The organism is Streptomyces sp. NPDC002076, from assembly GCF_053593835.1.
This window is the reverse complement of sequence record NZ_JBSFDI010000025.1, coordinates 1-21,141: the sequence shown is the minus strand read 5'-3', so window position 1 is coordinate 21,141 and position 21,141 is coordinate 1. Positions and strand designations below refer to the sequence as shown.

At 69.9% G+C, this 21,141-nt stretch carries 17 protein-coding genes and 1 pseudogene; 7 read left to right on the top strand and 11 right to left on the bottom strand.

Annotation, left to right across the window (positions count from 1 at the left end; all coding sequences use genetic code 11):
- Window positions 1–2: 2 nt before the first annotated feature.
- The 4 genes from ACWCQS_RS37390 to ACWCQS_RS37375 form a co-directional block, all read right to left on the bottom strand.
- On the bottom strand, window positions 3–278 hold the full coding sequence (locus ACWCQS_RS37390; RefSeq protein ID WP_388635438.1) for a SelT/SelW/SelH family protein: 276 nt from the start codon (window positions 276–278) through the stop codon (window positions 3–5).
- A 10-nt stretch (window positions 279–288) separates the two neighbouring features.
- Window positions 289–1,203, bottom strand: a complete 915-nt coding sequence (locus tag ACWCQS_RS37385) for a HipA family kinase (RefSeq protein WP_451008611.1) — start codon at window positions 1,201–1,203, stop codon at window positions 289–291.
- Window positions 1,204–1,298: 95 nt separating this feature from the next.
- Window positions 1,299–2,285 carry an agmatinase gene (gene speB, locus ACWCQS_RS37380; protein ID WP_388635456.1) on the bottom strand — a complete coding sequence of 329 codons (987 nt, stop codon included), beginning with the start codon at window positions 2,283–2,285 and terminating at the stop codon, window positions 1,299–1,301.
- Between the two features lie 74 nt (window positions 2,286–2,359).
- Entirely contained in the window at window positions 2,360–3,961 is a 1,602-nt protein-coding gene (locus ACWCQS_RS37375) for an acyl-CoA carboxylase subunit beta (RefSeq protein WP_451008610.1), read from the bottom strand.
- Window positions 3,962–4,566: 605 nt separating this feature from the next.
- Here ACWCQS_RS37375 and ACWCQS_RS37370 point away from each other — a divergent pair.
- The 4 genes from ACWCQS_RS37370 to ACWCQS_RS37355 all read left to right on the top strand — a co-directional run bounded on the left by ACWCQS_RS37370 (window position 4,567) and on the right by ACWCQS_RS37355 (window position 10,774).
- Window positions 4,567–7,380 carry an AAA family ATPase gene (locus tag ACWCQS_RS37370; RefSeq protein WP_451008609.1) on the top strand — a complete coding sequence of 938 codons (2,814 nt, stop codon included), beginning with the start codon at window positions 4,567–4,569 and terminating at the stop codon, window positions 7,378–7,380.
- A complete protein-coding gene (locus ACWCQS_RS37365; protein ID WP_450987045.1) occupies window positions 7,361–8,293 on the top strand; it encodes a metallophosphoesterase family protein in 933 nt (310 codons plus the stop codon). The genes ACWCQS_RS37370 and ACWCQS_RS37365 overlap by 20 nt, the downstream gene beginning before the upstream one ends.
- On the top strand, window positions 8,290–8,973 hold the full coding sequence (locus tag ACWCQS_RS37360; RefSeq protein WP_451008608.1) for a 4'-phosphopantetheinyl transferase family protein: 684 nt from the start codon (window positions 8,290–8,292) through the stop codon (window positions 8,971–8,973). Before ACWCQS_RS37365 ends, ACWCQS_RS37360 begins: the two co-directional genes overlap by 4 nt.
- Window positions 8,974–9,115: 142 nt before the next feature.
- Window positions 9,116–10,774: a flavin monoamine oxidase family protein gene (locus ACWCQS_RS37355; protein WP_451008607.1), complete on the top strand. Its 1,659-nt coding sequence runs from the start codon at window positions 9,116–9,118 to the stop codon at window positions 10,772–10,774.
- Between the two features lie 243 nt (window positions 10,775–11,017).
- Here ACWCQS_RS37355 and ACWCQS_RS37350 read toward each other — a convergent pair whose 3' ends face one another.
- The 6 genes from ACWCQS_RS37350 to rfbD are packed head-to-tail and all read right to left on the bottom strand — an operon-like array spanning window position 11,018 to window position 16,829.
- A complete protein-coding gene (locus tag ACWCQS_RS37350; RefSeq protein WP_451008606.1) occupies window positions 11,018–12,421 on the bottom strand; it encodes a class I adenylate-forming enzyme family protein in 1,404 nt (467 codons plus the stop codon).
- A 15-nt stretch (window positions 12,422–12,436) separates the two neighbouring features.
- Window positions 12,437–13,150: a thioesterase II family protein gene (locus ACWCQS_RS37345; RefSeq protein ID WP_451008605.1), complete on the bottom strand. Its 714-nt coding sequence runs from the start codon at window positions 13,148–13,150 to the stop codon at window positions 12,437–12,439.
- Window positions 13,151–13,158: 8 nt separating this feature from the next.
- Entirely contained in the window at window positions 13,159–14,145 is a 987-nt protein-coding gene (gene rfbB / locus ACWCQS_RS37340; protein ID WP_451008604.1) for a dTDP-glucose 4,6-dehydratase, read from the bottom strand.
- Complete coding sequence (locus ACWCQS_RS37335) at window positions 14,142–15,209, bottom strand: glucose-1-phosphate thymidylyltransferase (RefSeq protein ID WP_451008603.1); 1,068 nt, start codon at window positions 15,207–15,209, stop codon at window positions 14,142–14,144. The genes rfbB and ACWCQS_RS37335 overlap by 4 nt, the downstream gene beginning before the upstream one ends.
- Entirely contained in the window at window positions 15,210–15,833 is a 624-nt protein-coding gene (locus ACWCQS_RS37330; RefSeq protein WP_451008602.1) for a dTDP-4-dehydrorhamnose 3,5-epimerase family protein, read from the bottom strand.
- 3 nt (window positions 15,834–15,836) lie between these two features.
- Window positions 15,837–16,829, bottom strand: a complete 993-nt coding sequence (rfbD, locus tag ACWCQS_RS37325) for a dTDP-4-dehydrorhamnose reductase (protein WP_451008601.1) — start codon at window positions 16,827–16,829, stop codon at window positions 15,837–15,839.
- Window positions 16,830–17,078: 249 nt separating this feature from the next.
- Between rfbD and ACWCQS_RS37320 the strand changes: the two genes are divergently transcribed.
- The 3 genes from ACWCQS_RS37320 to ACWCQS_RS37310 all read left to right on the top strand — a co-directional run bounded on the left by ACWCQS_RS37320 (window position 17,079) and on the right by ACWCQS_RS37310 (window position 20,006).
- The gene (locus ACWCQS_RS37320; protein ID WP_450987036.1) at window positions 17,079–18,098 is read left to right on the top strand and encodes an ABC transporter ATP-binding protein; all 1,020 of its coding nucleotides are present in this window, start codon (window positions 17,079–17,081) and stop codon (window positions 18,096–18,098) included.
- Window positions 18,095–18,991 carry an ABC transporter permease gene (locus ACWCQS_RS37315; RefSeq protein WP_451008600.1) on the top strand — a complete coding sequence of 299 codons (897 nt, stop codon included), beginning with the start codon at window positions 18,095–18,097 and terminating at the stop codon, window positions 18,989–18,991. Before ACWCQS_RS37320 ends, ACWCQS_RS37315 begins: the two co-directional genes overlap by 4 nt.
- 70 nt (window positions 18,992–19,061) lie before the next feature.
- Window positions 19,062–20,006, top strand: a complete 945-nt coding sequence (locus ACWCQS_RS37310; RefSeq protein WP_451008599.1) for an ACP S-malonyltransferase — start codon at window positions 19,062–19,064, stop codon at window positions 20,004–20,006.
- A gap of 206 nt (window positions 20,007–20,212) precedes the next feature.
- Here the strand turns inward: ACWCQS_RS37310 and ACWCQS_RS37305 are convergent.
- A pseudogene (locus ACWCQS_RS37305) lies at window positions 20,213–20,590 on the bottom strand (NAD(P)H-binding protein); the annotation flags it as partial.
- Window positions 20,591–21,141 lie beyond the last annotated feature (551 nt).

Genomic DNA, 21,141 nt, shown 5'->3' with positions numbered 1-21,141 from the left:
GCCTACGCGGTCCTGTCCGAGTGGCCCAGGGGCTTTCCCGGGGCCACTCGGTCGCGTACGAGGCGCTTGACCGCCGTGGGCTCCGGGAAGCCCTGCTCGCGCCGGTCCCAGACGACCTCGTCGTTCACCCGGACGACGAAGACGCCCCCGGTGCCGGGCTTGAGCGACAGCTCGGTCAGCTCGGCCTCGAAGGTGGTGAGCAGCTCCTGCGCCAGCCAGGCGGCACGGGGCAGCCAGCGGCACTGTGTGCAGTACTCGATCTGAACGCGCCAAGTCATCCGATGTGCCTCATCCCAGGTGCACCGACCAGTCCTGTTCCGCCGCCGGCTTGCCGTGCAGGTCGGGGACGCGCTTGAGCCAGTCCGGGCGGCCCGCCTGTGTCTTCTGCGCGCGGGCGGCCTCCTCGGCCGCGAGTTCCTCTCGACTCGGGAAGTCGCCGGGCAGCCACTCGGGCGAGAGCCGTACGCGCGCGAGGAGGTAGTCGACGTAGGCGTCCCGGACGTCGTCCGGCGTCGCGAACCCGGCGTCCTCGGCGAGCCAGGCCTTCGGCACCTCCGCGACGATCCCGCGCAGCAGCTCCTCGGTCACCCGGGGAGCCAGTTCCGCGTCGGCGGCGCGGACGTCGGGGCCGTAGTGACCGAGCGCGTGATGGCGGAAGTCGTACTTCTTGCCCGGTGCCGTGGTGTCCCACCGGTGGTGGAAGACCAGGGCGGCGCCGTGGTCGATGAGCCACAGGCGGGGCGGTACGGTGCCGAGCGTCGGCCAGACCATGAGGTTGGAGCTGTGGACCGTGCGGTCGACGTTGACGGTCAGCGCGTCCAGCCAGACGATCCGGCCCGCCTCCAGCGGGTCCACGGGGAAGCTCCTCGCGATCTCCGGGGTGAAGTCGCAGGCGCCCGGCAGGTAGTCCATGCCGAGGTTCACGCCCGCGCTCGCGCCGTGCAGCTCCCGCACCTCCTGGTGGGGCTCCTCGGCGGCGATCGCGGGGTCGAAGTGGACGAGGACCAGCTCGGGGAAGCGCAGGCCGAGCGCGCGGGCGAGCTCGCCGACGATCACCTCGGCGACCAGCGCCTTGTGCCCCTGTGCCGAAGCGGTGAACTTCACGACGTACGTGCCGAGGTCGTCGGCCTCGACGACGCCGGGGACGGAGCCACCGGAGCGGAGGGGTGCGACGTAGCGGGTTGCAGCGACCTCTCTCAGCATCCTCGAAGGTCCCCTCGCCCATCTGTCTCGCGTTCATGAGCATAGTAACCAAGCGTGACAGCCGGGAGGAGTGCCGGAGCCGTCTTCGGCGGGTGTTACTTGGCCCCCCAGCGGGCCGGACCCATCTGGCGGGACATGATCGTGACGAGTTCGTAGGCGACGTGGGAGGCGGCGACGGAGGTGATCTCGGCGTGGTCGTAGGCGGGGGCAACCTCGACGAGGTCGGCGGAGACCAGGCGGCAGTCGGACAGGCCGCGGATGATCTCGAGCAGTTCGCGTGAGGTGAGACCGCCGGCCTCCGGGGTGCCGGTTCCCGGGGCGTGCGAGGGATCGAGGACGTCTATGTCGACGGAGATGTAGAGCGGGCGTTCGCCGACGCGCTCGCGCAGCTGCTGGACCACCTCGTCGACGCCGCGTCGCATCACGTCCGCGGAGCTCACGATGCCGAAGCCCAGCTTGGCGTCCTCGGCCAGGTCGTCCTGATGGTAGATCGGCCCTCGGATGCCCACGTGGGACAGGGCCGAGGTGTCGAGGATGCCCTCTTCGACCGCGCGGCGGAACGGCGTGCCGTGGGCGTACTGCACGCCGAAGATGGAGTCCCAGGTGTCCAAGTGGGCGTCGAAGTGCAGCAGAGCCACGGGACCGTGCCGGCGCGCCACGGCACGCAGCAGGGGCAGGGCGATGGTGTGGTCGCCGCCCAGCGTCATCAACCGCGCGCCGGTGCCGAGCAGTTCGTCCGCGGCGGCCTCGATGGTCTCCACCGCCTCCTCGACGTTGTACGGGTTGGCGGTGATGTCTCCGGCGTCCGCCACCTGGGCGAAGTGGAACGGGTAGACCTGCTGGGCCGGGTTGTACGGGCGCAGCTGGCGCGACGCCTCGCGGATGGCGTTGCCGCCGAAGCGGGCCCCGGGCCGGTAGGAGACGCCCGAGTCGTACGGTACGCCGACCACGGCGATGTCGGTGTTGTCGACCTCGTCCAGCCGGGGCACTCGGCCGAAGGTCGCCGGACCGGCGTAGTGGAGGGTCCGGTCGGACTCCTCCGGGCCGCGCGGCGGGACGATGCCGTTGGGGTGGGCGTTCATGGTGGGTCCAGGGCCTTTCTCGGGGCGGTCGGTGCAGTGGCGGGCCTGGGCGGGGCCGGCTACGAAGTGCGCCGTCAGACCGGGGGGTTGCCGTGCTTGCGGGCCGGCAGGTCGGCGTGCTTCGTGCGCAGCACGGCGAGAGCACGGATCAGCACCTCGCGGGTGTCGGCCGGGTCGATGACGTCGTCGACCAGGCCGCGTTCCGCCGCGTAATAGGGGTGCATCAGCTCGGCCTTGTACTCCTTGACCATGCGCTCGCGCATGGCCTCGGGGTCTTCGGCCTCGGCGATCTGGCGGCGGAAGACGACGTTCGCCGCGCCTTCCGCACCCATCACGGCGATCTCGTTGGTCGGCCAGGCATAGGTCAGGTCCGCGCCGATGGACTGGGAGTCCATGACGATGTAGGCACCTCCGTACGCCTTGCGCAGGATCAGCGAGATCCTCGGCACCGTCGCGTTGCAGTACGCGTACAGCAGCTTGGCACCGTGCCGGATGATGCCGTTGTGCTCCTGATCGACGCCCGGGAGGAACCCCGGTACGTCCAGCAGCGTGATCAGCGGGATGTTGAAGGCGTCACACATCTGGACGAAGCGGGCCGCCTTCTCGGACGCCTCGATGTCCAGGACGCCCGCCAGCACCCGGGGCTGGTTGGCGACGACGCCGACGACCTGACCGTCGAGGCGGGCCAGGGCGACGATGACGTTGGCCGCCCAGCGTTCGTGGACCTCCATGAACTCGCCGTCGTCGACGATCTCCTGGATGACCTCGCGCATGTCGTACGGCCGGCTGCCGTCCACCGGCACGAGCTTCAGCAGGACGTCGGAGCGGCGGTCGGCGGGGTCGTCACCGGCTACGTCCGGTGGCATCTCGCGGTTGTTCTGCGGCAGGAGCGACAGCAGGTACCGCACCTCGGCGATGCAGGTCTCCTCGTCGTCGTACGCGAAGTGGCAGACACCGGAGGTCTCGGCGTGGACGTCGGCGCCGCCGAGCCCGTTCTGGGTGATCTCCTCACCCGTGACCGCCTTGACCACGTCCGGGCCCGTGATGAACATCTGCGAGGTCTCACGGACCATGAACACGAAGTCCGTCAGGGCGGGGCTGTACGCCGCGCCGCCCGCGCACGGGCCCAGCATCACCGAGATCTGCGGGATGACGCCGGACGCCTTGGTGTTGCGCTGGAAGATGCCGCCGTAGCCGGCCAGGGCGCTGACGCCCTCCTGGATACGGGCGCCGGCGCCGTCGTTCAGCGACACGAGGGGCGCGCCGGCCGCGATGGCCATGTCCATGATCTTGTGGATCTTGGTGGCGTGGGCCTCGCCCAGCGCGCCGCCGAAGATCCGGAAGTCATGCGCGTAGACGAAGACCGTACGGCCCTCCACCGTGCCCCAGCCGGTGATGACACCGTCGGTGTACGGCTTCTTCGCCTCAAGGCCGAAGCCCTGCGCGCGGTGCCGGCGCAGCTGCTCGACCTCCTGGAAGGACCCCGGGTCCAGGAGCAGTTCGATCCGCTCCCGTGCCGTCAGCTTGCCCTTGGCGTGCTGCGCCTCGGTCGCCTTCTCGCTGGGGCCCGCCACGGCCCGGGCACGAATCGCGTGCAGCTCGGCGACCCGGCCGCGGGCATCGCCGGCGGCGGTCGTCGGGGCCGCCGTCGACTGCGTCGCCTCTGTCGTCGTCATTGGACCAGCTCCACCCCGGGCCCGGCAGCAGTCCGGGCGACATCATGGTCCGCGGCCCCGGCGGGCTCGCGCTCGATGATTGAATCCCGTACCCGCCGACGGTTCCACCTGCAACTCCCCCTAACCTTCGCCGGCAACCCCTAATCGTCGCCGCGCCGCCCGGAGGAGCGGCGACCGGCGAGCGGGCCGCTGCGGAACACAGGACGTCACAGTTTGTGAATATCCTCTTACATAACACGCCGTCACCGCCAGGCGAACTTTCTTCACGGGGCCCAGTCGTTGCTAGAGTCACCATCGCGGGCCTCGTGCAGAGGTTCGGAACCGACGCAACCGGCCCACCGTAAAAGCAACTGACCAGTGCTTTCCGGACATTGACGTCGGCTTCGAGGCCCATGGGGAAGTGCCGGGCAGCCGCGGTCATCCGCTTCGCCCGGGTGAAGACACATGAGGTGCAAGCATTCTTACTGACGATCATTCGGACCCACCGCACACCACCCTTCGATGCCTACGAGCCTTTCTACTGATCGGTAGCGGACCAGTGCCCGGCGACATCTCTCGGGAGCTACCTCAATTCTTTGCGCGCAATTAACGGGAAGGAATTGACGATGTTGCTGGAACGGGATAAGGAGACCGCGAGACTCACCCGGTTCCTCGCTGGTGAGGCGCACGGCCGGGGCCGGGTCGGCGTCGTCGCCGGCGCCGTCGGATCGGGAAAGACCGCCTTGCTGCACCGTGTGGCGGAACACGTCACGTCCCGCGGTGCGCGTCTGCTGAGCGCGGTCGGGGCCCCTGATGAACAGGCCTTTCCCTACGCGGTCGTGGAGCAGCTGATCCATGGGCTTCCGCCGGCGCCGTCGGGCCACCCGGCGGCCGCCGCGCAGGGTTCGCCACCGCAGCCGGTGGCAGCTCGGACCGAGGCGGCCCGCCACCACGCCCTCCACCCGGCGTTCCGTCAGCGGCTGGCCCGGGCGGCGTCGGCCGGGCCGGTGCTCATCGTCATCGACGACGTGCAGTTCGCGGACCCGGAGTCGCTGGCCTGCCTGACGCACACCTGGGAGCTGATGCCTGCCGAAACGTTCTCGCTGCTGGTCGCGCTGGGCTCCCCGGACGCCGCGATGCCCGCCGCGCTCGCGGAACTCCCGCACCGGGCCCAGATATGCGACGTCCGGCTCGGCCCCCTGACGGTGACGGGCGTCGAGGGCCTGCTGGCCGGGACGTACGGCACGGCGCACGCCGCGCGGTTCGCGCCCGCATGGCATGCCGCGACCGGCGGCAGTCCCTTACTGGTGCACGCGCTGCTGGACGACGCCTCGGGCCGCCCCCGCACCTCGGGCGCCTCCGGGGTCCGGGACGGGGCGGCCCCCGAGACCGGTGAGATGTTCCGGCAGGCGACGCTGGCCTGTGTGCACCGTCATGGTGCGGCGGGGGTGCGGGTCGCCCGGGCCGTCGCCGTGCTGGGCGGTGCCGAACGGGTGCGGCTGTTGTGCGCGTTGACCTCGCTCGAGGAGCCGGCGGTCCGCGGATGCCTGGTCTCCCTCACCCGGGCGGGCATCCTGGACGGCACCGGCTTCCGGCACGAGGCCGCCCGACGTGCCGTGCTGCAGGACGTACCCGCGGAGCAGGCCGGCCGGTTCCGTACGGACGCCGCGCGGTGGCTCCACGAGAACGGGGCCCCGGCGGTGGAGACGGCCCGCCAGCTGATCGCGCACGAGTCGGCCGTGCCCCACGAGGCATGGGCGGTCGCGGTCCTGCGGGAGGCGACGCGGCAGGCGCTCGACGAGGACGACACCGCCCTCGCCACGCAGTGCCTGCAGGCAGCCGAACGCTGCAGCACCGACGAGCAGGAGCGGCTCACGATCCAGGCGGACCTGGCCCAGCTCATCTGGCGGCTCAAGCCCTCGGCGTCCGGACCCTGGATGCAGTCGCTGACCGAGCCGGCCCGGGCCGGCCTGCTGGCGCCCGCCCAGACGCTGCGCCTCGCGGTGGGGCTGCTGTGGAACGGGCGCACGGACGATGCCGCGGCACTGATCCGCCAGGTCGACGAGGCAATGTCGGGCAGGCCCGACCCGGTCCTCGACACCCAGGTGCGGACCGTCCAGATGATGCTGGCCACCACTTATCCCGACGCCCTCGGGGCGATCCGGGAGTTGTTGCAACGACTGGACGGCGCACAGCGTTCGCCGGCGGACACGGCCGGCAGCGACTCACTGCGGTCGTTCCGCCTGCTGCGCGCCGCGCTCTACCAGGAGTGGGACGAGTCCGCGACCGCCGAGGCGGACCGGCTCCTCGAGGCGAACCAGCCGACGGAGCAGGGATTCGACCAGGTGCGGGTGGCACTGCTGGCGCTGGTGTACGCCGACCGGCTGGAGCAGGCCACGCGATGGTGCCAGCGGTTCCTGGCCGGGGCGGAGGGCCGGTCCTTCCCGGGCTGGCAGACGGCACTCAACGCGATGCGCGGTCAGATCTCGTTGCGCCAGGGCCGGTTGAGCGAGGCCGCGGAGCTCGTCGAGCGCGCGCTGGAGCAGCTGCCGGCCCACGCATGGGGGGTGGCCGTCGGCATGCCGCTCGGCACGCTGGTGGAGGCCAGGACCGCGATGGGCCACCACAACCGCGCGGCCGAGCTGCTCGAGACCCCGATGGCGTCGACCATGTTCGCCACCCGGTACGGGGTGCACTACCTGTACGCGCGCGGCCGTCACCAGCTGGCCACCGGCCGCCACGACGCCGCCCTCGCCGACTTCCTGGCCTGTGGCGAGCGGATGACCGCCTGGCGGATGGACACCGCCTCCCTCGCGCCCTGGCGGCTGGGCGCAGCCGAGACCTGGCTGGCCCTGGGCGACCACACCAAGGCCGCCGCCCTGGCCAAGGAGCAACTGAACCGGCCCGGACAGCCGGCCGCCCGCGGCCCGGCGCTGCGGATCCTGGCCGCCACCCGGCCGCCCTGGGAGCGCATCGGGCTGCTCGGCCGGGCCCTGACCGCGCTGCGGGAGTCCGGGGACCGCTACGAGAGCGCTCGCGCCCTCGCCGACCTGGGGCAGGCGCACCGTCGGGTCGGCAATACCGCGCAGGGCAGGCAACTGGCCCGCAAGGCAAGGGAGTCGGCCGACTCGTGCGGCGCCGAGGAGCTGAGCCGCTCCCTGCAGCCGGAGCCGGGGCGCGACGCCGCGCCGGAGACCGGGCGGGACGGCGCGGACGCGGTGCGGCCGGATGCCGCGGCGCTGGCCTCTCTGACCGACGCCGAGCGGCGGGTCGCGGCGCTGGCCGTCTACGGCCACACCAACCGGGAGATCGCCGCGAAGCTGTTCATCACGGTCAGCACGGTCGAACAGCACCTCACCCGGGTCTACCGCAAGATGAACATCAGTCACCGACAGGACCTCCCGGTCAGTTTGGACAGCGATGTCGCACACAGCGCATGACATACCGGCGCAGCCCGCCGAGCCGGCGAGATCCGGCGGGCAGTTGCTCGCCGTGAGCGATCTGCACATCGGTATGGCGGACAACCGGCCCATCACCGAGTCGCTGCGGCCGGGCTCGGACGGTGACTGGCTCCTGGTCGCCGGAGACGTGGGCGAGCTGACCACGGACATCGAGTGGGCGCTGCGGCTGCTGTCGCAGCGGTTCGCGAAGGTGGTGTGGGCGCCGGGCAACCACGAGCTGTGGACACCGCGCGAGGACCCCGTCCAGCTGCGCGGCGAGCGGCGGTACCGGTACCTGGTGGAGATGTGCCGGGGCCTCGGCGTGGTCACCCCGGAGGACCCGTACCCGGTGTGGGAAGGGGAGGACGGGCCGGTCGCGGTGGCCCCGCTGTTCCTGCTCTACGACTACTCCTTCCGGGCGCCGGGCGCCGCCACCAAGGAGGAGTCGCTGGCCCGGGCGCACGCCACGGGGGTGGTGTGCAGCGACGAGTACCTGCTGCATCCGGACCCCTACCCCACCCGGGAGGCGTGGTGCGCCGCCCGGGTCGAGGCCACCGAACGGCGGCTCGCGGCGCACGATCCGTCCGTGCCGCTGGTGCTGGTCAATCACTATCCGCTGGTGCGCGAGCCCACCGAGGTGCTGTGGTACCCGGAGTTCGCCCAGTGGTGCGGCACCGTGCGGACGGCGGACTGGCACCGCAGGTTCCGCACCGCGGCGGTGGTCTACGGCCATCTGCACATCCCCCGGACGACGTGGCACGACGGGGTGCGGCACGAGGAGGTCTCGGTCGGCTACCCGCGTGAGTGGCGGCGCCGGGGACATCCGCGGGGACTGCTGCGGCGGATCCTGCCGCATCCTCCCGCCCCCGCCGGAAGCGGCGCGGACGGCGTCCGGCAGCGGGAGAGCGTGTGATCGGCGAGCTGATGCCGGGGACGGTCGTGTGCGCCGAGGCGTTCGAGGACCGGGACGAGGAGGCGCTGTTCCCCGAGGAGCGCCGGGTGCTGGGGCATGCGGTCGAACGCAGGCGCCGGGAGTTCGCCACCGTACGGGCGTGTGCCCGGCAGGCGCTGGCCGGTCTGGGCCTGCCCCCGGCGCCGGTGCTGCCCGGGGTGCGCAACATTCCGCAGTGGCCCGCCGGAGTGGTGGGCAGCATGACGCACTGCGACGGCTACCGCGCCGCCGCGCTGGCCCGGGCGTCGGACGTGACCGCCGTCGGCATCGACGCGGAGCCCGACGGGCCGCTGCGGCAGGGGGTGCTGGAGTCCATCGCGCTGCCCCGGGAACTGGCCTGGGCGCGGACTGCGTCGCCGGTCCCGGTGCACCGGGACCGGCTGCTGTTCAGCGCCAAGGAGTGCGTGTACAAGGCGTGGTTCCCGATGATGCGCAGCGAACTGGACTTCGACGACGCGGAGATCATCTTCTCCGGGACCGCGGGGGCGGGGCCGGAACAGGGCGCTCACGGTGCCTTCCACGCGCGGATCCTGCGCCCGGCACGCAACGCCGCGGGGCAACGTGTGGGGGCCTTCTCGGGACGCTGGGCGGCCCGGCGCGGGCTGCTGGTCACGGCGATCGTGCTGGCGGCCGCGCCCTGAAGTCGCCGCGCCGGCCCCGGAGCGGGCGACCCGGGGTCGGTAGGGGTTGTCCGCCCGGAGCGGCCCTCCCTAGCGTGAGAGCGCCGGGGCGATCTGCGATTCCGCGGCCCCGTTGCCGACACGGCCGAGAGGTTTTTCCACCATGTCGACTGCCGGCCCCTCCCCGACCACCATGCTGGTGCCGGACTTCCCCTTCTCCTACGACCGCTGGCTGAGCCATCCGGCCGGGCTGGGTGTGCTCCCCGAAGCACTGCGGGGCACCGAAGTCGCGGTCGTCGGAGGCGGCATGGCCGGGATGACGGCGGCGTACGAGCTGATGCGGCTCGGGCTGCGGCCCGTGGTGTACGAGACCGGGCAACTGGGCGGCAGGATGCGTTCGGTGCCCTTCCCGGAGGATCCGCGGTACGTGGCCGAGATGGGCGCCATGCGCTTCCCGCTGTCGGCCCGGTCGCTGTTCCACTACGTCGGCATGCTCGGTCTCGCCACCCGTCCCTTCCCCAACCCGCTGGCCGCGTGCACCCCGAGCACCGTCGTCGATCTGGGCGGCAGCCGGCACCTGGTGCGGTCCGCGGACGAACTGCCCGGGCTCTACCAGGAGGTGGCCGAGGCCTGGGCCAAGGCGCTGCAGGAACGTGCCGAGTTGTCCACCGTGCGGGACGCCATCCAGCGGCGGGACACGGAGACCCTGAAAGCCGTGTGGAACCGGCTGGTCACCGAATTCGACGACCAGTCCTTCTACGGCTTCCTCGCCACGACCCCGGCCTTCCAGTCGTTCCGGTACCGGGAGACGTTCGGCCAGGTCGGGTTCGGCACGGGCGGCTGGGACACGGACTTCCCCAACTCCTTCCTGGAGATCCTCCGCGTGGTGTTCACCGAGGCGGACGACAACCAGGTGCTGATCGACGGTGGCGCCCAGCAGGTGCCGCTGGGCCTGTGGCAGCACGTTCCCGCCGATCCGGTGCACTGGCCGGCAGGAACGTCCCTGGCGGCCCTGCACGGCGGGTCGCCGCGCCCGGGAGCGGTCGGGCTGAGGCGCACCGCGGGCGGCATAGCGGTACGGGACGCCGGCCAGGAGGAGCGCGAGTACCCGGCGGTCGTGTACACCCCGCACGTGTGGACGCTGCTGCACCGCGTCGACTGCGACCCGGCGCTGCTGCCGGCCGCGCACTGGACGGCGGTCGAGCGCACCCACTACATGGGGGCGTCCAAGCTGTTCGTGCTGGTGGACCGCCCGTTCTGGCGGGACGTCGACCCGGTGACCGGGCAGCACGTGATGAGCATGACGCTCACCGACCGGCTGCCGCGCGGTGTCTACCTGTTCGAGGAGGGCCCCGACCGGCCGGCCGTGATGTGCCTGTCGTACACCTGGAACGACGACTCGCTGAAGGTCGCCACCCTCTCCGCGGAGGAGCGGCTGCGGGCGCTGCTGGCGCGCCTGTCGGAGATCTACCCGGACACCGACATCCGCTCGCACATCATCAGCGAGCCGATCACCGTCACGTGGGAGACCGAACCCCACTTCATGGGCGCGTTCAAGTCCAACCTGCCGGGCCATTACCGCTACCAGCGGCGGCTGTTCACCCAGTTCGTGCAGGAGGGCATGACCCCCGCGCAGCGAGGGTTCTTCCTGTGCGGGGACGACGTCTCGTGGACGGCCGGCTTCGCCGAGGGTGCGGTGACCACGGCGCTCAACGCCGTGTGGGGAGTCCTGCACCACCTGGGCGGTGCCGCACACCCCGCCAACCCGGGGCCGGGTGACCTCTTCGAGGCGCTCGCTCCCGTGGAGCTGCCGTACGCCTGAGGCGATGGTGCGGCCGGCCGGTGCTGATCAGCCCGGCCGGCCGTGCCGCGATCGACGAGCGCGCCGGGAAGCCGCCGATGCCGCCGGCCTCACGGCCGGCGGCGCGTCCGCGTCTCACCGCACTGCGGGACGCCGACGGCGAGGACGCCCTCGGCGCTCTCCAGCGGCGAAGACGTCCTCGCACTCGCCGGCCTCACCGGCGCTCTCATCCGCTGCCGGCGCACCGCCGACCGGGACGTTGCCCTACTGCTGGGCGAGCTCGGCCAGGCGGTGCTTGTCGGGCTTGCCGTTGCGGTTGAGCGGGAAGCTGTCGAGAACCAGGACGCGGTTGGGCTGCTCGAAGGCGGGCAGCAGGCCCGCCAGCACCTCGCGCCAGTGTGCGGCGTCCCGGCCCTCCTCGTCCTCCACGAAGAACACCAGCTGGGTACCGCGCCGCTCGTCCGGCAGCGGAACGATCCGCACCGGGCAGTCGGCGGCTTCCGCCTTCCGTTCGATCATCTCGGGATAGAGGGTGTAGCCGTTGCGGTGCACGGCGAGCTTGCGGCCCAGGACGAACAGGTTGCGGTGCTCGTCGAGGTAGCCGAGGTCGCCGGTCGCCTGCCAGCCGGACGGCACGCGGGCAACGGTTCCGTCCTCGTCCAGATGGCCCTCCAGGCCGTCGGGGGTGTCGACCTCGATCTCCCCCGGCTCGCCCGCGGCCAGCGGGAGCCCCGCCTCGTCGACGATCCTCACCTCGATGCCGTCCATGGCCCGGCCGCAGGCGACCGGGTTGTCCAGGGTGGCGAAGGCGATGTTGCCGAGTTCGGTGCTTCCGTAGCTGTCCAGCAGCGGCAGGCCGAACTCGGCCTGGTAGCGCGCCACCAGCGGAGCGTCCAGCGGGGCGGCGCCGACGCAGAACATCCGCACCGGCTCCAGGTGGGTGCGCAGCGCCGGCTTGCGGGTGACCAGGTTGAGCATGCTGCGGTAGCTCGACGGCGTGGCGTCGATGACGGTGGTACCGGTCTGCCCGGCCATCCGCAGCGCGTGGTCGAGCCGCCGGTAGGGGGCGATCACCAGTGAGCAGCGGGTCAGCCAGGCGATCAGGACCATCGACAGTCCGTACTGGTGCGCGAAGGGCAGCAGCGGCAGCAGTACGTCGTCGGGGCGGTGGCCCACCTGTGCGGCGTTGCGTTCCAGGTTGCGCAGGAACTTCGCGCCGTTCTTGACGACGCCCTTGGGGGAGCCGGTGGAGCCGGACGTCCACATGATGAGTCCGTCGGGCAGGCGGCCCCAGGTGTCGAAGTCGAGTCGGTCCTCCATGCCGGTGAGGCCGGCGGAGGGCACCAGCAACTCGTAGAGATGCACCGGATCGGCCTCGCAGTCGACGGGCGCGTCGTCGTCCACGAAGACGACCTTCGCACCGGTCCGCAGGGCGATGCGGCGGGTTTCCTCGGCGCGCTCCTGCTGGTCGACCAGCACGATGGAGGCGCCGACGTGCATCAGGGCGAACAGCACCGACAGGTAGGCGGTGGAGTTCCCCGCCTTCAGCATGACCCGGTCTCCGGGGCCGACGCCGCGGTCCCGGATCACGCTGGCGACGCGCAGCGCGTCCTGCTCGAAAGCGTCGAGGGTCTGCACCGAGTCGGCACCGAATATTTTCGCTGTCATCGTAGGCTCCCTGTCCTACTCGGCGTCCATGGTCCTTGCGTTGCGCGGGTGGTGGGTCGGGTCGAGCAGCCGCAGCTCTCCCCCGGGTCCCGGCGGTTCCGGCGGGTCGAAGGGCGAGAGGGACATGAGTTGGTCGTGCACGATGTTGACGACCTCGCGTTTGTGCGATTCCAGGCAGCCGCGGGCCCCGGAGAGCGTCTCCAGGTCGAAGCGGCCGCTGGTGCAGCGCCGCCAGGCGCGGACCCCCGCCGGGGTGAGGCGGGGATCGCGGTCGGCGGCCAGTGCCACGATGCGGCAGCGGAGCGTCGGGGGGCCGAGCGGTGCGTGCACGCACGGCGCGTTGCTGCCGGAGACGAACAGGGTCTGCAGCAGTGCGGCGGTCTCCCGCTCCAGCCGTTCGGCCACCCGGTAGGCGAGCCGGGCACCCGCGCGGTGCCCGAGGAACGCGAGCCGGGAGCCGGTGAAGCCGGCGAGTGTCTCGAATATCCTGGAGGCCATTTCCTCGGAGTCGCAGACGGGTTCGGGCCTGTGGTCGCCGAGGTCGCCCGAGTCGCCGGGGTACTGGATCAGCAGCACCTCGACGGTGGGCAGCAGCAGTTCCGCCAGTCCGAGGTAGCGCCCGGTGGCATGCGTGTGGCCCGGAAAGCAGATGAGTCGGAAACTGCTCGGGGTCTCCGGTTGCAGAATCCTGATGAGCCCGATGTCGTCGGGTGTTTTCTCGTGGGTCATGGAATGGGTCATGGAGTCGGCAGCCCCTGCCGGAGCGGGGTCCACACCTTGTGGTTGTTGCGGTACCACTCGACCGTCTCGGTGATCCCGAGGGCGAAGTCGACCATCGGCCGGTAGCCGAGGTCGTCACGGATCCTCGACCAGTCGACGCAGTAGCGGCGGTCGTGTCCCTTGCGGTCGGTGACCGGCTCGACGCGGTCCCAGTCCGCGCCGCACGCCTTCAGCAGGATCTCGGTGAGCTGACGGTTCGTCAGTTGCGTGCCACCGCCGATGTTGTAGACCGATCCCGGGATGCCGCGGGTGAGCACCGCGAGGAGGGCACGGCAGTGGTCGTCGACGTGCAGCCAGTCGCGCACGTTCTCGCCGTCGCCGTACAGCGGGACGGTGCCGCCGCCGAGCAGGCGGGAGACGAAGAGCGGGATCACCTTCTCCGGGTACTGGTAGGGGCCGTAGTTGTTGGAGCAGCGGGTCACCCGCACGTCGAGGCCGTGGGTACGGTGGTGGGCGAGGGCCAGCAGGTCGCTGGACGCCTTGGACGCGGCGTAGGGGGAGCTGGGCCGCAGGGGATCGTCCTCGTGGGAGGCGCCGGTGGGCACCGAGCCGTAGACCTCGTCGGTCGACACGTGCACGAACGGTCCGACGCCGTGCCGCAGTGCGGCCTCCAGCAGCACCGAGGTGCCCAGCACGTTGGTGGTCACGAAGTCTCCGGCCGCCGCGATGGAGCGGTCGACGTGCGACTCGGCGGCCAGGTGGACGACGGCGTCGTGTTCCGGCATCACCCGGTTCACCAGCTCCGCGTCGGTGATGTCACCGTGGACGAACGCGAAACCGGGTTCGTCCGCCACCGGTGCGAGGTTCTCCCGGCGGCCCGCGTAGGTGAGTTTGTCGAGGGCGGTGACATGCACGTCGTCACCGAGCGGTCTGCCGGCCCCGAGGATCGTACGGACCAGGTGGGAGCCGATGAAGCCGGCGGCGCCGGTGATCAGAAGTCTCATGAACGGATCTGCACTTTGCTGTGGTCGCCGAGGATCAGGCGGTGGGCTTGGGGGACGCGCGGCGCGGGGGTGACCTGGACGTGCCGTCCGATCATGGACGCCTCGATGCGGCGTACGCCGTCGATGCCGGCGCCGGTCAGGACGATGGAGTACTCGATCTCGCTGTCCGCGATGGTGCAGTGGTCGGCGACCGAGGTGAACGGGCCGATGTAGGAGTCCTCGACGCGGCTGCCCCGTCCGATGATCGCCGGTCCCACGATCCGGGACCGCGCAACTGTGGCGCCGGCTTCCACGACCACCCTGCCGACGAGCTCGCTGGCCTCGTCGACCGTGCCGTCGCAACGCGGGTCCAGCCGGTCCAGGACCGAGCGGTTGACCTCCAGCATGTCGGCCGCGTTGCCGGTGTCCTTCCAGTAGCCGGTGACCACCGAGGAGCGGACGTCGGTGCCGTGGTCGATGAGCCACTGGATGGCGTCGGTGATCTCCAGTTCGCCGCGCGCGGAGGGCCGGATCGCGGCGACCGCGTCGTGGATGGCGGGGGTGAAGAAGTACACCCCGACCAGGGCCAGGTCTCCCTTGGGGAACCGCGGTTTCTCCTCGAGCCGGATGACGCGGCCGGCGTCGTCCAGTTCGGCCACGCCGAAGGCCGACGGGTCAGCGACCCGGGTGAGCATGATCTGCGCGTCGGGTCCCGCCTGCCGGAAGTCGGCCAGTTGCGCGCGGATACCGCCGACCAGGAAGTTGTCCCCCAGGTACATCACGAAGTCGTCGTCGCCGAGCCAGTCGCGTGCGGTGCGCACGGCGTGCGCCAGGCCCAGCGGGCGGTCCTGCGGGATGTAGGTGACGCGGATGCCGAAGGTCGCGCCGTCGCCGACCGCGCCGCGGATCTCCTGCGCGGTGTCGCCGACGATGATGCCGACGTCCGTGATGCCGGCCTCCGCGATGCCCTCCAGCACGTAGAAGAGGATCGGTTTGTTGGCGACCGGGACGAGTTGCTTCGCCGAGGTGTGGGTCAGGGGCCGCAGGCGGGTGCCGGACCCCCCGGCCAGGACGAGCGCCTTCACTCAGGCCTCCAGGACGGTTGTGGGCGCCGCGGGACGCGGCGGGAGGGAGCGCAGGTGGCGTCGGCACTCCTCGTACGAGGGCAGCAGGCCGGCGGCCTCCAGCTGGGCGAGCCCGGGTGCGGCGGCGTCCTTCTCGGAGAGCACCAGTGGGATGTCCGGCCACTGGATCCCGAGGTCCGCGTCGAGCGGGTGGACGCCGTGCTCGCGGCTCGGCCGGTAGCCGGTGGAGCACAGGTAGACGACGGTGGCGTCGTCGGTGAGCGCCTGGAACGCGTGGCCGAGGCCCTCGGTGAGGAACACGGCGTCGCGGTCGCGGTCGTCGAGTTCGACGGCCTCCCACTGTCCGAAGGTGGGTGAGCCGGTGCGCAGGTCCACCACCACGTCGCGCACCGCGCCGCGTACGCAGGTGACGTACTTGGCCTGGCCGGGCGGGACGTCGGCGTAGTGCACCCCGCGCAGCACGCCGCGGCGCGAGACCGAGCAGTTGGCCTGGGCCGGGTCGAGGTCGCGGCCGGTGGCCTCGCGAAACAGATCGCCGCGGAACCACTCGAGGAAGGTGCCGCGCGGGTCTTCGAACTGGCGCGGGCGGTACCGCCAGGCGCCTTCGATGGACAGGGGTTCCATGGTTCAGCCGACCTCCGTCGCCGCGGCACGCGCGTGCTGTGCCGGTGCCCCGCTCTGTGTGATCGCCTCGTGGAGCGCCGCCCGCCAGGGGCGCGGGGCGGGCAGGCCGGCCTCGGCCCAGCGGTCGTGGCCGAGCACGCTCCAGGCCGGCCGTCGTGCGGGGCGCACCAGTTGGTCGCTGCCGATCGGCCGTACCCGCAGCGGGTCGGCGTCCAGCAGCCGGAAGACCGCCTGCGCCAGTTCGTACCAGGTGGTCCGCCCGGCACCGGTGGCGTGGAAGACACCGCACGTCCGGTCCCGGGGCAGCGAGCCGAGGGCGACCAGGGCTTCGGCGACGTCGGGCGCCCAACTGGGCTGTCCGTGCTGGTCGTCGACCACGTCGACGGTCCGGTCCGGCTCGGCCGCGAACCGGGCCATGGTGCCCACGAAGCCGGTGATCGGGAGACCCCCGGGCGGGGTGTCCCCGTCGGCGGCCGGCCCGTACAGCCAGGAGGTGCGCACGACGGTGGCCTGCGGGAGCTCCGCCAGCACGGCGCGCTCACCCGCCAGCTTGGTACGCCCGTAGGCGGTAAGGGGCTGCGGTGGCGCGTCCTCCGCGTACGGCGTGCCCCGGTGCTCGGGGTCGCCGCCGAACACGTAGTCGGTGGAGACGTGCAGCAGCCGGGCAGCGGAGCCGACGCAGGCCCGGGCGAGGTGGCGCGGGCCCGTGACATTGACCAGGGCGGCGGCGCTCTCGTCGCGCTCCGCGGCGTCGACGTCCGTCCACGCGGCGCAGTTGACGACCGTGTGCGGACGATGTGCGGCGACGGCTTCCGAGACGGCGTGCCGGTCCGTGATGTCCAGGTCACCGTGTCCCAGCGCCACCGTCTCGGCGCCCGCCGTCTCCAGCAGCGCCCGCACCGCGCGTCCCAGCGTGCCGCCCGCGCCCACCAGCAGCCACCCGAATCCGGCCGGCGACCGCGCTGATATGTGCGAAGAATCCTTCGAGGCGATCACACGGCGATGCTACGGGTTATTCGGGTATTGCCATACCCGCCTTTTCCCCCTACGCACCCCTAACCCCCCACACTCACCCCTGACTTGGGGCCCGCGCGGGCCACGGGAAAAGAAACCGTGCTACACATGGCGGGCACCTTTGTCACGTTCCTTTCCGTCGGCGCACACATCGCGCAGCCAGGCCGCACGCGACCCTCGCGGCAGAACGCCGGTGCGGCGGTGTCGCGTCCAGCTTGATTCACAGGTTTCATGAATACAACACGTGCCGCGGATTCCGCCGTCCTCGTCGACGGACTGGTCAAAAAATATCCCGACCGAGAACAATTCGCCGTCGAAGACCTCAGCTTCAGCGTGAACCACGGGGAAGTCTTCGGCTTCCTCGGTCCGAACGGAGCGGGGAAGACCACCACGATCGGCATTCTCACCACCCGGGTGGCCCCCACCGCGGGGCGCGCCTTCGTGATGGGTGTCGACGTGGTGGCCAAGCCCGCGCTGGCCCGCCAGTCGTTCGCCGTCGTACCGCAACGCAACAACCTCGACCGCTCACTGACCATCCGGCAGAACCTCGTCTTCCACGCCGGATACCACGGGCTCCCCCGCTCCGAACGCAACCGACTGGCGGACGAGAGCCTGGAGTTCGTCGGACTGACCGACCACGGCCAGGCGCGCGCCGACGAGGTGTCCGGCGGCCAGGCCCAGCGCGTCATGATCGCCCGGGCGCTGATGCACCGGCCACGGGTGCTGTTCCTCGACGAGCCCGCCACCGGCCTGGACCCCCAGTCGCAGCTGTTCGTGCACGACCGGGTGGCCGAACTCAGCGGCCGGGGCGTCACCGTGGTCATCACCACCCACAACATGGACGAGGCCGAGAAGCTGTGCGACCGGGTGGGCATCGTCGACCACGGCAAGCTCCTCGCCCTCGACACCCCGCAGGCCCTGATGAAGACACTCAGCAACACCTCGGTCTCCGTCACGGTGGCACCGCCGCCGAACGGGGTCGAGGAGGTCCTGGCGCGTCTGAAGCGGATCGAGTCCGTGGCGGGCGTCGAGGTTCTGCACCAGGACGGGGACGACGAACTCGACCTCGACCTCGACTTCCGTCCGAAGGACGTACGGCTGAAGGTCTACAGCGACGCCGCTTCCTCGACGATCCTCCCGACCGTGATCCGCGCCCTCGCCGAAGCCGGCTGCGAGGTCAAGGACATGAGCGTCGGCAACTCCACCCTCGAAGACGTCTTCGTCGAGCTGACCGGCAGGGAGCTGCGATGACCACCGCCGCCACGTCCGCGCCCACCGAGGACACCGCCCCCGAGGCGGACGACCCGACGGCCACCGCCGAGCCCCAGGCACAGCCGACCGCCCGCGGCGGCCGGCACCGGCGCCGGGCCACCCGCTGGCGGACCTTCTGGTTCATCCTGTGGCGGGACATCTTCGTCACCGGCCGTGAGATCGCGCCGTTCCTCGGCCAGGTCCTCGTGGAGCCCTTCTTCATCCTCTTCGTCTTCGGCAAGGTGCTCGGCAACCTCGGCTACACCACGCCGGGGTTCGAGCAGGTGCTGCTGCCCGGCGTCGTCGCGCTCAACAGCTTCCTGGTGAGCCTGCAGAACACCGCCCTGCCGCTGGCCATCGACTTCTCCTACACCAAGGAGATCGAGGACCGGCTGCTGGCGCCGATCCCCGTGGTGCTGGTCGCGATCGAGAAGGTGCTGTTCGGTGCCATACGCGGGCTGATCGGCTCGTTGGTCATGATCCCGATCGGCCTGCTCCTCCTCGACCACGTCTCCTGGCCGCTGCACACCCTGCCGGCCACCCTGGGCATCCTGTCGCTGGGCGGTCTGGTCGGCGGCACGGTGGGCCTGACGCTGGGCACGCTGGCCCCGGCGCGGCACATCAGCATCGTCTTCGCCATGACGCTCACGCCGATCATGTTCACCGGCGCCACCCAGTTCCCCTGGGCGAGCCTGTCCCACATCCGCTGGTTCCAGATCCTGTGCACCCTCAACCCGCTGACCTACGTCAGCGAGGCGATGCGCGGCCTGCTGCTGCCGTCCGGCGGACCGCACTCGATTCCGCTGCCCATCTGCATAGGCGCCATCGCCGCGGGATGCCTGGTCTACGGATTCATCGGAATCCGCGGTTTCCACCGCCGCGCGCAGGACTAGGCCCGTGCACCCGGTGGGAATCGACGGAATTCAGCACCACCCCCGAGCAGCAAAGGGCGTTCACACGACCATGACGACGACATCCACGGCGCCCCGCACCGCGATCGTGTTTCCCGGAATGGGACCTTCCAAGTTCGCCGAAGTGGGGAAGTTCCTACTCCTGGACCCCTTCGCACGGGCCCGTCTCGCCGAGGCCGACCAGGCTCTGGGCACCTCGGTCTTCGACAACTTCAGGGAACAGACGGACGACTACTCCGAATTCAGCCAGGTGGCCTTTCTGGTCAACTCCATGGCCATGGCCGACCGCGCCGAGGAGACCCTCGGTGTCGTACCGGACATCTGCGTGGGCCCGAGCTTCGGGCAGAAGGCGGCGGCGGCCTACGTCGGCTCGCTGCCGTTCGCGGAGGTGGTCCGGCTCACGGCGGAACTCGCCCGGCTCGAGGAGGACTTCTTCGGCCGGGAGTACAGCGACGTGGTCACCCACTCCTTCGTGCGCACCCCCGAGGAGCGCCTCGCCGAGATCCTCGCCGACTTCGACGAGCGCGGTGTGTGGTACGAGTTCTCCGGCCACCTCGACCGCGGCTTCACGATGCTCTCGTTGCGGGAGACCGAACTGGAGGAGTTGAAGGAGCGGATCAGCAAGGCGGGCGGCTACTCGATGTACAGCATGCGCCCGCCGGTGCACGCCCCGGCCTTCGCCGCCCTGCGCCGCCGGGCCGAGGAGGAGGTCTTCTCCCGCTACGCGTTCGCCGATCCGAAGCTGCCCGTGGTGACCGACCAGGACGGCACGGTGATCAACTCGGCGGACGAGCTGCGCACCATGATGCTGGACACCTTCGACCGGCCCATCAACTGGCCGGCCGTCGTGGCCGCGTTGAAGGACTCCGGTGTGTCCAGGGTGTGCGTGACAGGCCCGGACAACCTCTTCCACCGCCTGGACTGCACCAAGGACAACTTCGAGGTCGAGGCCGTGGGCCTGCCCAAGCGCTCGCGCCCCCGCAGGTCCTCGTCATAACCCTCGGCCAGGTAGATAGAGAGACCTTAGTCTCACCGTCATCGAATAGTGTGACAATACTGTGAGCAAAGTCGAAGCCGAACGCTGCAGGATGGGCCAAGCTCCATTCGTACCAAAAGCCTGTCGAAACAGCGATGTACGAACTCTTGCCTAGATCGACTATCGCTCTACGAACATGTGCTAAATCACAATAGAGAAGTCAGACGCTAGGACTGAATAGTGAGTAGTACCGCATGAATGCGCGTCTGAGTATGCTTGCCCTGCGGGTTAAAGACGGAGATGTCTCTTCGTAGCTCCTCGTTGTCCGTGTCCGGTGCCCATTCGTTAGGCAAGATCCATGGCACGCCTGCCTGAGCGGCAGAGTTTATAAGCATCATATCAACTTCCTGAGAAAGTCCCGCCCGAAGTGTAATAACGAGGGCATCATGACCCTTAAGAGCCGCAATTACGGTGTTGGGCTGACTATAGTCGACTCGAGAGCAAATGACGCCGCTTGGCAGCTCGTTAAGGCTGTTTGAGCGAGTGATTGCTGTTACTTTGTGCTTGCCAGACTTTAACAAAGCGTTTGTTATGAATCGACCGCTACCACCGCCAGCCTAAACGTAAATCAAATGTTTTCAGTGTAACTGTTAGAAGTCTAACAACGGCAGCCAACAGCAGGTGAAGGGTAACGTACGCCAACAACAGCTACTTTTGTAATATGATTCAACATTGTGATAAGACATTTGGTAGTACAAGACCTTGTTGTACATGCAGCACTAGTCATTTTATATAAACGCAGCAGCAATGGTCGCATTAGGCTCATCTGCTCGTGCGCTCGGCTCGGCTCGGCTCGGCTCGGCTCGGCCGACCGCCAGCCGTTTCACGGACATTTTCTGGCAGTAACGAAGCTATTCAGAGCGCCTAAAAGTGCCGACTTTGTTTTTCTCTAGAATCTAAAGGATGCGGTAAATGTTTCGGTGGGATTTTAAAGACGCTGGCTGTCGCTCAAGCAAGTTTGCTCAGGGTCGGCCTGTAACCTAAGTGTGAGGTCATTTGCGATCACTAACCCTGCAGCGACCGTTGTGAAAGTAAGCGGATAGGAGATTTTCATGTCATTGGCAGCCACGTGTAGGTATTGGACGTGTTTGCTGGT